Source organism: Pseudovibrio sp. Ad46, from assembly GCF_001623065.1.
Lineage (GTDB): Bacteria > Pseudomonadota > Alphaproteobacteria > Rhizobiales > Stappiaceae > Pseudovibrio.
In genome coordinates, this window is the sequence record NZ_LMCG01000085.1 from 55,524 (window position 1) to 68,594 (window position 13,071).

At 51.3% G+C, this 13,071-nt stretch carries 9 protein-coding genes; 3 read left to right on the top strand and 6 right to left on the bottom strand.

The genetic code is table 11. From position 1 onward, the window contains the following. Window positions 1-27 precede the first annotated feature (27 nt). Both PsAD46_RS27280 and PsAD46_RS27285 read right to left on the bottom strand, forming a co-directional pair. Entirely contained in the window at window positions 28-981 is a 954-nt protein-coding gene (locus tag PsAD46_RS27280) for an aminoglycoside phosphotransferase family protein (RefSeq protein WP_063308335.1), read from the bottom strand. After that, complete coding sequence (locus PsAD46_RS27285) at window positions 974-2,017, bottom strand: P1 family peptidase (RefSeq protein WP_057465456.1); 1,044 nt, start codon at window positions 2,015-2,017, stop codon at window positions 974-976. Before PsAD46_RS27285 ends, PsAD46_RS27280 begins: the two co-directional genes overlap by 8 nt. A 403-nt stretch (window positions 2,018-2,420) precedes the next feature. Here PsAD46_RS27285 and PsAD46_RS27290 point away from each other — a divergent pair, with 403 nt between their 5' ends. Then, window positions 2,421-3,356 (top strand): sugar kinase, encoded by a 936-nt coding sequence (locus PsAD46_RS27290; RefSeq protein ID WP_063308336.1) that lies wholly within the window; start codon window positions 2,421-2,423, stop codon window positions 3,354-3,356. A 45-nt stretch (window positions 3,357-3,401) separates the two neighbouring features. Here PsAD46_RS27290 and PsAD46_RS27295 read toward each other — a convergent pair whose 3' ends face one another. Beyond that, complete coding sequence (locus PsAD46_RS27295; RefSeq protein ID WP_063291470.1) at window positions 3,402-4,094, bottom strand: FadR/GntR family transcriptional regulator; 693 nt, start codon at window positions 4,092-4,094, stop codon at window positions 3,402-3,404. A 550-nt stretch (window positions 4,095-4,644) separates the two neighbouring features. On the opposite strand from PsAD46_RS27295, the gene PsAD46_RS27300 reads away from it, so the two are divergent. Together PsAD46_RS27300 and PsAD46_RS27305 are read left to right on the top strand one after the other, a co-directional pair. Further along, window positions 4,645-5,589, top strand: a complete 945-nt coding sequence (locus PsAD46_RS27300; protein ID WP_063308337.1) for a 2-hydroxyacid dehydrogenase — start codon at window positions 4,645-4,647, stop codon at window positions 5,587-5,589. A 118-nt stretch (window positions 5,590-5,707) separates the two neighbouring features. Continuing rightward, complete coding sequence (locus tag PsAD46_RS27305) at window positions 5,708-6,730, top strand: LacI family DNA-binding transcriptional regulator (RefSeq protein WP_084404552.1); 1,023 nt, start codon at window positions 5,708-5,710, stop codon at window positions 6,728-6,730. Window positions 6,731-6,736: 6 nt separating this feature from the next. Here the strand turns inward: PsAD46_RS27305 and PsAD46_RS27310 are convergent, their stop codons facing one another. From PsAD46_RS27310 to PsAD46_RS27320, 3 genes are all read right to left on the bottom strand, one after another. Beyond that, window positions 6,737-7,702, bottom strand: coding sequence for an aldo/keto reductase (locus PsAD46_RS27310; protein WP_063308339.1), 966 nt, complete (start codon window positions 7,700-7,702; stop codon window positions 6,737-6,739). Window positions 7,703-7,829: 127 nt separating this feature from the next. Further along, a complete protein-coding gene (locus PsAD46_RS27315) occupies window positions 7,830-10,196 on the bottom strand; it encodes a HEAT repeat domain-containing protein (RefSeq protein ID WP_063291466.1) in 2,367 nt (788 codons plus the stop codon). A 196-nt stretch (window positions 10,197-10,392) separates the two neighbouring features. Further along, entirely contained in the window at window positions 10,393-13,068 is a 2,676-nt protein-coding gene (locus tag PsAD46_RS27320) for an arsenate reductase (azurin) large subunit (RefSeq protein WP_063290484.1), read from the bottom strand. Window positions 13,069-13,071: the final 3 nt, after the last annotated feature.

Consider the following 13,071-nt stretch of genomic DNA (forward strand, 5'->3'; position numbering starts at 1 on the left):
ACTACCGTGAGAGAAACCGCCTAAAGATCAGGCCAGCTGCTCAAGCAGCTGCGCCAGATACTCAGGTTCATCCAGATGGTTCTCAACCATCAACTCAAACTCTTTGTAGGTAGCCACATATTGTACAGCTGCCATGAGAGCTCGTATTTCGCTTTCGCGCGTTGCAAGCGGGTGAGATGAGCCTTTTAATCCTGCGAAATAAGCATCAACAAACGCCTCACCGAGAGATTTATCGATCTCGCACAGGAATGGATAAACGCCAGCAACATCATAGACCGGCAGGTCCCAGCGGCATTCATCCCAGTCAAGCACACCGACCAACTCGCCAGAATTCTCGCTGATGAGCGTGTTGGGCGGTCCAAAATCACCATGGATCAGGTGTTTTGTCTCATTCAGGCTTCCAAGTTTACCCAGCGCTTCATCAAGCGCCTTCTCCACATCTGCCCAATAAGCAGAGCTCAGATACTTGGCATCGATGTTCTTGGAAGCTTCCAACTCAGAAAGCGCTGCCAACAAGGCAGTTCCTGACTTCAACGTCTCTTTGCTAACACCCGGACGTTCTTGTTCCGCAAATCGAAACGCATCTCGCTCCTCCCAAAGCTTGATGTGCAGATTTGCCAAGGCCTGACCACTCTGGCTGCAGGTCTCAATTTTATCCAGTGGTGGTGTCTCACCTTCGATCAGCTCAAAGACAGAATAGTAAGCACCCTCAACCTCGGTCAAACGCTCCTGATTAACGCCATAAAGCGCCTTCGGAACCTCGTATCCAATCAAATCCTGCAGCAGGTCCAGACATTTGAACTCTGAAAGGATCTGCTCTTCAGTTCTGTTTGGATTGTGACGACGAAGAACAACAGGCTCCTCCCCGTCTATTTCTCCCAACCAGGTTTCATTGGCATGGCCCTCTCCAAATGAGGACCACCTGGTATTTTCCGGCAAGGCAAAAGCTTCATCAAGGAGCTTGATTTCCTGCTTATTCATTTGCTTCCCCCATTAACTCGCCAAAATCTCCCAATGCATAGCGCGTATTGCCATCACGGCCCGTTACTCGTTCTGCATTCAACATTGAATTGACGATAGCTTCCTCTGTAACTTCTGCAGTCGCTCTAAACACCCTGTCAATTCGCCGCTCATCCACTTGTTCCACCGAATGCGTGCGTTTTCTGCTCTTTGTGTCCACTGGATCCGCAGTTGTGAATGCTAAAGCTATATCGCCACTTCCATGACCAAGAAATGAACCAGTTCGTGCAAGTCCTACAGAAGTTCTCTTGGCAACCCGCTTCAACTGGCGTTCGCTGAGCGGCAAGTCCGTTCCGATGATCATGATGATAGACCCTTTTTCAGGTCCGCTCTCATCACGTGCCAGCTTTTCTTCAATCTGTGGCCCTAAATGCTGGCCAGCTAACGTAAAGTCCGGCATCCGGCCCATATTGGAAAGCACAAGCGCACCCACATGGTACTCTTTGTTACCAAGCTTCACCTGACGAGAAGCACTTCCGATGCCCCCCTTCAGGCCGTAACAGGACATCCCACGCCCCGCACCAACCGCACCTTGCTCAAACTCTTCAGAAACCGCTTTAATCGCGTCCAGAGCATGCTGTGGGCGGACATACAACGCACTGATCTTGTTCAGGAAAGCATCATTACATTCAAACACCACTGGATTGATCGTGCCCATCACGAAGTCAATATCCGGCGTTTCTGCCAAGGTATGCTGGATCAGACCTTCGCTCACCGCACCAACGCTTAGTGTGTTCGTCAAAAGGATCGGCGTCTCCAGCTCTCCCAGCTCTTCAACCTGTACCAGCCCAACACTCTTGCCAAACCCGTTAAACACATGAGAAGCCGCGCGCGTTCTCAGGTTAAATGCATTCTCACCATGCGTGGTAATCGCGGTCACACCAGTCTGGCAGTCACCATCAGTCAGCGTCACATGTCCGACTTTGACACCCGGAACATCACAAATTGTATTCCGCTGCCCCTTTGGCAAAGACCCAATATTGATTTTCTGAAACATTCCAACCTCTGGCACAAATCGTAGAGCATTCAAGTGTTACCAGTCCTATTTCATAGCTAATCAGCAAACAACGCTACCAGCCGCTTTCCCAGCCAAAATCAGGAAAGCGCTCACTCGCAATTGGCTGACCAATTTCACCACCGATGCCCTTTCCTTTTATGACTTGAATGATTTTCCATATTTAGTTCATCAAGAATTTCAATAAAATCAAAGCAAATAAGTGTAAGCAGCTAATTGCAAAATACCCTGAAATATCGGAAAATGGTCTACCAATTAGCTGCCACAAAACTCCCAGCGTCAGAATCTTTCCTGCATCATAGCAATCGCTCCGCTCGCAGGAAACTGAAAGGACTGGCCAATAGTGACGCATGCTGCCTGATACACTTTGAACAATGAGGACAAAATGACCGCAGAAATCATCAGCTTTGGGGAGCCATTGTTCGAGTTCAATCAGGTTAAAGAGTATAGCGGTGAAGGACCGGATTACCTGTCAGGCTTCGGGGGCGATGCCTCCAACTTCGCATGTTGTGCGGCACGTCAGGGTGCAAACGTCGCCATCCTGACCCATCTGGGCGATGATGTCTTCGGCAACAAATTCATCGATCTATGGGAGAAAGAAGGCGTTAAAACACACCTTGTCGAGCGCAACCCGATTGCTCCGACAGGCATCTATTTCATCTCCCACGACGAGCAAGGCCATCATTTCAGTTTCGCCCGCAAAGGCTCTGCAGCCTCGCAAGTCACACCAGACCAGCTGCCAGCTGATGCCATTCGTGCGGCCAAACTCTTCCACGTCACAGCCATCACACAGGCCATTTCCACCAGCTCATGCGACAGTGTTTTCAAAGGCATCGAGATCGCCAAAGAGGGTGACACACTCACCTCATTTGACACCAACCTGCGCCTGAAACTCTGGGATCTGAACCGCGCTCGCGGCATCATTCACGAAACCGCACGCCTCGTTGACTTCATCATGCCAAGCGTCGATGAAGCTGAAGTGCTGACCGGTCTCTCCGATCCGGACAAAATCTGCGACTTCTACCTCAATCTGGGGTCAAAGAACGTCATTCTCAAGCTTGGCAAAGAGGGCGCGATGTACGCAACAGCCTCTGAGAGAAAGCGCGTTGCAGGCAATCCGGTAGAAGCAGTTGATGCCACTGGTGCTGGTGACTGCTTCTCCGGCTCTTTCTTCACCAATGTGGTGGCTGGCAAGTCGCTGGAAGACAGCCTCAAATACGCCAACGCAGCAGCAGCGCTCACAACGCAAGGCTATGGAGCAGTCGCCCCAATCCCGACACGCGATCAGGTCGAAGCCTTCATGCAAGACCGCAGTATTTGATAGTGAGATTGTGAGAGGGCTCGCAACAAATGAAGCGAGCCTTTTCTATTTGAACTGATCCCCAAAGAAACCAATGTGATTTCGCATCTCACGACGTGCACCTTCAACATCACGCGCTCTGATCGCGTCCAGAATAGCCTTATGCTCTTCGATCCCGTGCCGGCGTGCGAACTCGGGCAGCAACGGGTACAGCCCCTTGCTCATGTTCATACCAACTAGGATTTGCGGCTTCATGACTTCATAAACAGCCGCTGCATATTCATTCTTGGCAGCTTTCACCACTGCAGCATGAAAACGCATGTCACCATCAATGGTGCCGACAGAGTCCAGCCCATCGCTGTGGATCTGCGCCAGTGCTGCATCCAGCTCTGCCATCTCTTCATCTGTCCAGCGCTCAGCAGCCAACGCCGCCATCTCGCCTTCAAAGGCCATTCGGGTTTCCTGGCATTGAATAACATCACCAATGCCGGAAATCGCAAATTCTCCGAGTGTGGGCGCAAAAGGCGTTGGAGTGACGTGCTCCTTGATGACAAAGCTGCCAGAGCCACGCACAGTCTTGATGTAGCCCTCTTTACGCAGGCGCTCCATCGCACCGCGTACAACAGGACGTGAAACGCCATACCGCTCACACAGCGCATTTTCTGTCGGAAGCTTAAGACCTTCCGGAAATTCCCCGGAGTCGACAGCATCTTTCATCTTGTCGTAAACCGCATTCGAGAGGTTTGCTGGACGGGCCACCACTCACACTCCAATTATTCTTGTTTTTTAAGCTGTTTGCAGCCTTGGAAGTTTATTAATTTACAACAGCTGCCCTAAGCTAACAAGCTTGCTACCCTAAACCGACCCCTTTGACGCAAAGCCTCTCAAACCAAATAAAATAGATAACAAAATCAGATAGATAGAAGAATTCTAAAGGCCACCCTATAAGCGAACAACCATGTTCTCTAACCAGACTGCGACATTATGTAGTCTACTTATTTACAGCGCATCTTCCTAATATATCTGAGAGGGATTGTGGGGTCTCTCCAAGGTTGGGGGTGTTATTATGCGTCGACTTCCTTTTAAGACTGTTCGGTGTGCGGCAACTGACTTCTGTGGCACCGTCGCTGTAACGAGTATTCTGGTAGGCATTCTCTATCTGATTTTCACGTTCACATGAGTCCGGCGGGTTTCCTGACACGTTGAAACGCAGGCATCTGTGGGGCAGTCGACACTCCCCACTGGCGAACGTCTGCAACTTGATGCATTCTTGACTTTGATGCTCAAGTAATCTTCAGATGACTGTCTTATGATCGATGTTCTTCAACTAAGCCCTTATGCGCCCAATGAAATCAACGAGGAGCTGGAAAAATGCGCCCCGCTTGCTCGCTATTGGGAACTTCAACAAGACGAAGAGCTGAGAGCTCGGACCTTGCCGAACATCCGCATCGTCGCAACCAAGGGTGATGTTGGCCTCTCCAGTGAGCTGATGGCAGAAATGCCCAACCTTGAGCTTATTGCGATCTATGGCGCAGGTTACGACAAAGTTGACCTGAAACAGGCCCGCGACCGAAACATCATCATCACAACCACACCAGACGCCTTGACCGAAGCCGTGGCCGATCATGTCGTGGCCCTTGCTCTGGCATCCTCTCGCCGAATTGCAGAGGGAGACCGCTTTATCCGCAATGGCGACTGGCTCAACGGCAAATTAGGTATCGGCTACAGCCTGCGAGGAAAAACACTCGGCATCTTTGGATATGGACGCATTGGCAGAAAAGCTGCCAAAATTTTAGGCGGCACATTTGGTATGCAAATTTTGTACTGTGATCGCAACGCAGACCCGAAACAAGATAAACAATGCCGGTCCTCTCCGTTGGAATTGGCAAGCGAATCCGACGTGCTTGTCATTGCTGCATCTGGTAGCCCTGACACAAAAAATATTATAGATATTAATATATTAGAAGCTCTGGGCCCGAGCGGGCTTTTGATCAATATCGCCCGTGGTTCATTAGTAAACACTCAACATTTGATCACTGCACTTGAGAACAGAACACTCGGGGCCGCAGCCTTGGATGTATTTCCGGATGAGCCCAATGTTCCTAATGAGCTGATCGCGTCCCCCTACACAACCCTGACCCCTCACCTCGCGAGTGCCACACTCGAAACCAGACGAGAAATGGGGCACCAAGTGATTGAAAATATTTCATCTTACAGGAAAAATGGAGAAGTATTTAACCGGCTAATTTTCTAACCTATATGTAACCCAAATAACATTTACATAGAAAAAACAAAAATATAGCTCACACGCACACGATTCAGGTGTTATTGTCGCCTGATAATTCAACTTACTTTATAAATAAAGCAAATTCATGCCTTTAAGAAAATCCAAAGTTACTGTGTCCGATATTGCGAAAGCAGCGGGAGTATCCGTTGCGACTGTCTCGAATACCATAAATGACACAGGTCGAATGACCGATGAAACCAAAGCTCGCGTAAAGAAAGCTATGCAAGAGCTGGGGTTTGTCAGAGATTACAACGCCGCCAAACTCCGGTCAGGCCGTTCGCGACTGGTCGGCGTTCTCGTGCCGGATATTTCAATTCCATTTTACGCTGAGTTCTGCACGTCATTGGAAGCCGCTCTCTCAGAGCACGGCTACCTGCCCGTTATCGCCAATGTCGGCGAAGACACCAGGCGCCAGCAAACCATGCTTGAAGAAGTCATCGGCCACGGCGTCGCAGGCATCGCAATCAGCCCGAGCGCAGGCACGAAAAGAAGTGACTTCGAGATCGCCAACACGCGCAGAATTCCCGTGGTCACCTTCTGCCGGGAAATTGAGGGTCTGGCGATGGACTACATTGGCTCCAACAATTATCAGGCTGCCCAGCTGGCCACGAAGCATCTGCTTGAGCAAGGCCATCGCAAATTCGCAATGATTGCAGGCCTGCAGGAAACCATGCCGGGTCGAGAACGCAAACGTGGCTTCTACGACGCCTTAAAAGCAGCGGGCATTCCTGAATCTGACATCCATGTTGAAGTATGCGGCTTTGATCGTGAATGCGGGCGTATAAAAGCGCAGCAGCTTGTCTCAAACAAGGCTGAGTTCACCGCCCTGCTCTGCCACAATGATCTTGTCTCAGTCGGCGCAGCAGCAGAACTCAAGAAAGCAGGCCGCAATATAGGCGAAGACCTGGCCGTAGTTGGCTTCGACAACCTGCCAGAAGGTGAAGCATGGACTCCAGCACTGACCTCGGTTGAAAGCTACCCGCGCACCATCGGCAAGGACGTCGCCAACTTACTCATCAAACGTCTGGATGGAGAACCGACACCAACCACCACAGAACGGGTAGAGCCGCATTTATTGGTACGCGACTCCTCCAGTTTTAAGATCTAAGACCCCTTATTCAGGACGCGGCTCGTCCCAAAGGTTTTCCCAGGTGTACGGGCTGCCGGACAAGAAGTACTCATCGCCTGGAATAAAGCGATGGTTCTTGTCCAGATGCGCGATGCGGGACATGTCATGCTCATCAAGATCGCACTCAAGCGCTGCCAGGTTCTGCGCCAGACGTTCAGGATTACCTGACTTTGGCACAACGATAACATCGTTCTGGATCGCCCATTTAAGCACCACCTGAGATGTCGTCGCGCCATGCTTCTCGGCAATCTCTTCAATGACAGGATGAGCGAGAACAACATCCTGCTTCTGCGCGTCCGTCAGATCCGCTGGAACACCACGCCCAAGCGGAGAGTATGCGGTCAGCGCAATGTTATTGTGCAGGCAATAAGAGCGAAGGTCATTCTGCTGAAGGAAAGGATGCAACTCCACCTGATTAACAGCCGGAACAACCCGCGTTTCCATGATCAAATCTTCCAGCTTTTGAGGGCTGAAGTTGGAAACACCGATCGTGTTCGCCAGACCATCATCAAAGCACTCTTCCAGCGCCCGCCATGTATCCATCAGCGGCACATCTTCAAGCGAATAATAGTCTTCTGAGCTGGTAGGCTTCTTCACGCCCGTCTTCAGCGCCACAGGCCAGTGCATGAGGTAAAGATCAAGGTAGTCCAGCTGAAGGTCCGCTAGAGTCTTTTCCAGCGCGCCTCTCACATCTTCAGGCTTATGAAAGCTGTTCCATAGCTTGGAGGTGATAAAGAGTTCGCTGCGCTTGATGCCCTCTTCCTTCATGGCATCAGCAATCGCCTGCCCAATCTCAGCTTCATTGTCGTACATCATCGCACAATCGATGTGGCGATACCCAGCAGTCAACGCCGCACGAAGTGCAGGATAGGTTTTACCCTCTCCAAAGTTCACCGTACCAAGGCCCAGCATTGGCATCTTGTAACCGGTAGAAAGTGTCTTGGATCGCATGATGCCCCCTCCAAAAAAGAAAACCTGCCAGCGAACGCCAGCAGGTTTCCTTACAACGTATTCCGCACCAGATAAATACCGATGCCCATCACGAGATTTGGTTTCGCCTCATTTGAGAGCAGAAACCTCAAGCCACGTATTTGTTCAGCACTTCAAGAGCCGCCAGCTTGCGGGAAAGATCTCCATCCAGCCACTGCTCCATAGCACCAAGAACACTCTCCTGAGCATAGCAACGCAAACACGTTGCAGCTCCGGGAATAAGAACTCCATTTTCCATCTGCGCAGCTTCGAAAATCTCATCCAGATTACTAGTATCTGAGTTTGCACTCACAAGCTCCAGCGCAGTCACTCGCAGGCGACGACGAGGGCTTTTGAGATAGCTACGCACATCAATGTTAGTGTCAGGTTTTCCGGCCAAAACTTTCAGCGCTGAAGCAGAAACAGCGTCGGCTTTGTCCTTCAGCCCGGCCGTCACAACCTTCTCAGCTTCTGGATTTGAGGAGGTGCCAAGAAGTTCAACACGCATTGCACGCACAGCCACATCATTCTCTGGTGGCAAAGCAAGGATACGCTCGATGGCTTCCTCAGAAAGCTCAAGCCCATTCTCAACCAGATGAACGAGGCTCTGACTAGCCGCGAACCGAACCTGCATCTGGCGATCAGACAAAGCAGACACCAGCGCATCAATCAGTTCAGGACGCTTCGCATCACCACAAATGCGCAAAGCCAGCAAGCGAATATCCAAGGCAGGATCATCCGGACGACCTGGCACAACACGCTTCTTCTCAATCAGCTCATTCGCAAGCTCAAGGAAGTGCATGTCTTTCTTGCCAAGATCGACAGGCTCTTCAGCCAGCTTCTCAATCTCGTCTTCAGTGTTCAGGATCGCACCGAGTGTTGAGCCCGGGAAGGCAACAACATTGTCAGGCAGGTCTTCCACACTCTCAATAGCGCCCTCTGGCACGTCTTCAGCAACTACAGGATCAGCACCGGCAGTGACCTTCGCAACCAGCTCTTCAGCAGAAGACTCTTCGGCAACAACCTCTTCCTCAGCGACCACTTCATTTGGCGCCTGAGGCTCAATCACATTGCCTTCACGATCAATCTGAATGCGCGGCTGCTTGCCGTCACCCTTGCCATTGCTACCCAGATCAGACGGATCTTTTTCTTTTGCGCCGTCGAGAATATCCTGATCATGCGCTTCAGGCATCAGCTTACCTGAAACCGCCCAAACCAGCTGTACAGCAGCATTGTCCGCAAAATCGCCCTCACCTTCAGCCAGCTTGGCCAGAGAGTTCAGGGCAGCAAGACGGATTTCCTGTTCTGCACTTGTCACCTGCTCCTGCAAAACAGCAAGTCCATCAACGCTCGGCTTCTCACCGTGAAGCACGATAAACGCTTTCAACACTGCTTCCTCCTGACGGTGGACAGCAATCTCACTCAACAGAGCCGTCGCAGCTTCACTCTCAACCTTCGCAAGGACAGGTACAAGCGCGGCAACAAAAGCATCACTAGCACTACGCAAAGAGCGTTCAATCCGCTCGATCAGCGCATCCGGCTTGGTGATTTCAGAAGAAGCCATCCGACCAAGCGCCATAATACGCAGGGTCTCCTCCTCGTCTTCAAAAGCAACCTTTTCAAGCTTTAAGTAGGAGAGTTTACCAGATGCTTTCAGTGCCAGACGACGCATTTGCGGTTCACTATCAGCCAACAATACAGCCAGATCTGCTTCCTCACCACGAGCCATCAGCACTTCAGCCGCAGCAACCCGCACATCAGGGTCAGCATCTGCAAACAGCACACGCAGGATCTCACCAACCCGCTCATCATTCGCAGAGGAGAGCGCACGCGCCGTATGCTCACGCACACGAGCAGACGCATCCGTCGCCAGTGAGGCCAGTTCAAGCAACCCGGCAACGCCCATCTCAGAAAGCGCCATGGTCACTTCCGGCCAAACTTCCTGACCGAATGGATCGCGGGCAGCTTCCAACAAAGCAGCAGCAGATGCTTCACATTTCAACGTGCCCAGCGCCAGAATGGACTTGCGCTGCACATCCAGCCAATCATCCCATTCAGCACCGTAACCGTCCCATGCAACATCATCTTCGCAACGGTCTTTAGCCAGCTTTGTCAGCCATTCGTCCGCAACTGTCCCGCCAACAATTGCAAGTCCGTCAATGGCAGAAAGCTTCACTTCCAACACTGGATCGTTTTGCAAACTCCACAGCAGAACATCAGCATCCAAGCCTTTGCCTGCGCTGATCAGAGCTTCAACCGCATCACTGCGGACGTCTTCATCTTCATCTCGCAGCGCTTCAGCAAGCGCAGCATGAGCAGTCGAAGTGCCAAATTTTCCAAGAATTTGAGCGGACAAACACTTTTCGCGCTCTTCGCCGTTTGCAAGCAACTCACACAAGATTTTCACGAGCTTATCAGTAGCTTCGGTCTGCTCCACTGCAAAATCCTGATCTAAATGCCTGATGGAAACCGTCATGATTGGCTTTTCTCCTCAAGCGTATTCCCGAGTAGTGGACTCCGGTGTTCGGGCAAGAATACGCAAAACAAAAACTTAAAGCAGGTTGAAAACAAACTGACTTAAGGCCCACTTCTGCAAAACGGCTCAAGTGCGCGAGCCCCTTGGCACAAGCGGAAAAAGAACTGGCGGGATAGCCCCGCCAGCTCCTGATTTCCTATGCAATATCGCGACGTGCGAAAGACATAGACCGGAAACTATCCTTGTATGGGCTTGTGCCGATCTTTTTGATGCGACCAACACCCATCTTGTAGTTGTAGTTACCGCTGATCCAGTCCACCACGCGGCCAGACAGAGCGTTCGCTGGCTGTGCGGTGTGCAGGAAGTCCATGTAAAGCATGCCCTTCTTCAGCGCTGGGGTAACAATTGCTACCGCAGTAATAGCGCCTTCAGTCAGCTCGATATGGCCTTCATCCATCAGTTTTGTAAAGGTGAAGTCATCGCCTTCAATGCCCACTGTGGTGTCTGTCTGAACCGGAATACGGTCAGAGAAGAGCATCACGTAGTCACCGTTCTCGATACCGCGCTCTTTCGCATCATCTGGGTGGATTTCAACCCAGTTTTCAGGCCAGCGCTGCACGATGTAAGGACGACGACGGTCATCATAACCAGACTGCCAACGCTCGTTGATACGACCGGAAGTCACCCAAAGCTCATCATCCTTCGGCTTCATCCATGCCCAGTAATCGGAGAACAGGCTCCATGGGCTCTTCTGGATGTTACACTTACCAGTCTGAGAGTTGAAGTGAGTGAGCTTCTTGTTGTAGCGGTTGGAACCGGTTGGACCAGTCGCTGACAGTTCACGGGTTGTGTCATGCAAGCGCTGGGTACCCTGCAGGGTTCCGTCTTCAAGCATAACAACTGGGCCCTGAATACCATCAGTACCGAACTCAGCAAACTTCTCGTGAAGAGTCTTGCCTTCCTTCTGAGCAGCAACCTTCAGCATAAAGAAGTCTTTACGGCTGCCACGTGAGAAGCGGGCTGCTTCTTCAAGCACTTCGTTGGAGTCTTTCCAATCGTAGCCCTTGAAGCCCATTTTCTTCGCGAGGTTCGCAACAATCCACCAGTCAGGTTTTGCTTCACCCGGTGCATCGTAGAATTTTGGATACAGACGCAGACGACGCTCACCGTTTGCACGGGTGAATGTGTCTTCACCCCAACCAGCAGCTGGGAAGACGATGTCTGCGAAACGTGCACCAATCGGATCTACGAGGTAGATGTCCTGGTTCACAACAACCATACCACCGCTATCTACACGCTTCTTGAGTGTGTCGATGATGGTCTGCTTATCGTAAGAGCGCACCTGATTTGGGTTCTGAACAGTCAGTTCCTCAAACTTTGCAGCAAGAGACTGGGAACCACACATGGACTGAATCCAGGTGTTGCCAATCACGTGAGCAAAGCGGGTGTGACCACTCATCAGATACCGGTCGGTATCCATTGCGCGGCGACGACGGCCTGGCAGTTTCTCAGGAGACTTGTTGCGTGGGTAAGACCCACCCTTCAAGCCACCACGCTGGTGACCACCAGCACGGCCAATGACCTGACCCGGACGACCACCACAACCAGTGATAATACCAAGAGACGAAATCGCATTGGTGTTACCGGTGTTATTGGACCAGTAGAAGCCTTTCTCGATCATGATGGAGGTCTTAGGACGGGATCCATCATCACGAGGCTTAGCCATCCACTCAGCAGCCTTGTAGATTTTCTCTACATCGATCTGAGCAGTTTCAGCAGCAGCTGTTGGTTCAAACTCATCCTGAGCCATCAGCCACTTAACGAAGTCGTCGTAGCCTTTGGTCTGGAATTTGCCCCAGGTCGTACGCCACTGCCATGGAGTGTTACGAGTACCCTGACCGAAGCCTGAGGAGCTCTCCCACTTGTTGTTGACCCAATCGCGGATCCATTCAGCGTCTTGCCAACCGTTTTCGATGATCACACGAGCAATCGCGTTCACAACAAGAAGGTCAGTACCTGGCTGGATGTCGAGCCACAGACCACCATTCTTCTCCGCATAAGCCACACCAGCAGTACGGCGCGGGATCATGAAGATTGTCTTTTGACCGTTCTGGATGGCTGGCATGATCCAGTCAGTGAACAGAATGGTCTTGGACTCGTATGGGTCGGTACCGCAGATCATCAGAGTCTCGGCATCTTTCCAGTCCTGATAAGAAGGACCGAAATTGTCGAAACCGGCATCACGGAAGCCCGGAGTGGACGTCACATCAGACGGAGTGTCGTGGAATGTGAAGTTCGCAGTGCTAACAGAGCGCAGAGCATACTTGGAAATCGCGTAGGTGTTTTCCATGTAGCCGTAGGAGAATGTTTTCACGCAGAAAGCGTTCTCGCCGTGCTTCTTGATAACGTGCTTACCAACTTCCGCAGCAATTTCCAGAGCCAGATCCCAGGTGACCGGCATCAACGTGCCGAACATGCGGATCATAGGTGACTTCAGACGATCACGAGTTGGGGTCTGAGGGTTGTAAACCTTCTTCGCCAGCGCACCACCACGGATAGAAGAGTTACCATTGATGTTTACATGCTTGGTATCTTTATCCGGAATGATGATCACATGGTGAGGTTCGCCCTTGTGCAGCACAACGTTGTACTGGTTCGGAGCAACCCATGGGCCCAGCGGATCAACCGGGAAGTCGACGCCAAAGGCGTTTTCAGCGGCTTTTTCACCACCTACTTTTCCAGCCTTAACAGGCCAGCGATAGATCTTATAACCACACGCTACGATGCAATAATCACAAGCAGTGGAAAGAACATCAGCATCTACCGGAGGCAGCGGAATGTTTGTTCCAGGAATGTAGTAGGGAGTTGACATGAT

Bases quoted from the DNA above. Each gene is read 5' to 3' on its own strand.
- PsAD46_RS27300 (WP_063308337.1), top strand. From the start codon at position 4,645: ATGATCGATGTTCTTCAACTAAGCCCTTATGCGCCCAATGAAATCAAC.
- PsAD46_RS27290 (WP_063308336.1), top strand. From the start codon at position 2,421: ATGACCGCAGAAATCATCAGCTTTGGGGAGCCATTGTTCGAGTTCAAT.
- PsAD46_RS27315 (WP_063291466.1), bottom strand. From the start codon at position 10,196: ATGACGGTTTCCATCAGGCATTTAGATCAGGATTTTGCAGTGGAGCAG.
- PsAD46_RS27285 (WP_057465456.1), bottom strand. From the start codon at position 2,017: ATGTTTCAGAAAATCAATATTGGGTCTTTGCCAAAGGGGCAGCGGAAT.
- PsAD46_RS27280 (WP_063308335.1), bottom strand. From the start codon at position 981: ATGAATAAGCAGGAAATCAAGCTCCTTGATGAAGCTTTTGCCTTGCCG.
- PsAD46_RS27305 (WP_084404552.1), top strand. From the start codon at position 5,708: ATGCCTTTAAGAAAATCCAAAGTTACTGTGTCCGATATTGCGAAAGCA.
- PsAD46_RS27320 (WP_063290484.1), bottom strand. From the start codon at position 13,068: ATGTCAACTCCCTACTACATTCCTGGAACAAACATTCCGCTGCCTCCG.
- PsAD46_RS27310 (WP_063308339.1), bottom strand. From the start codon at position 7,702: ATGCGATCCAAGACACTTTCTACCGGTTACAAGATGCCAATGCTGGGC.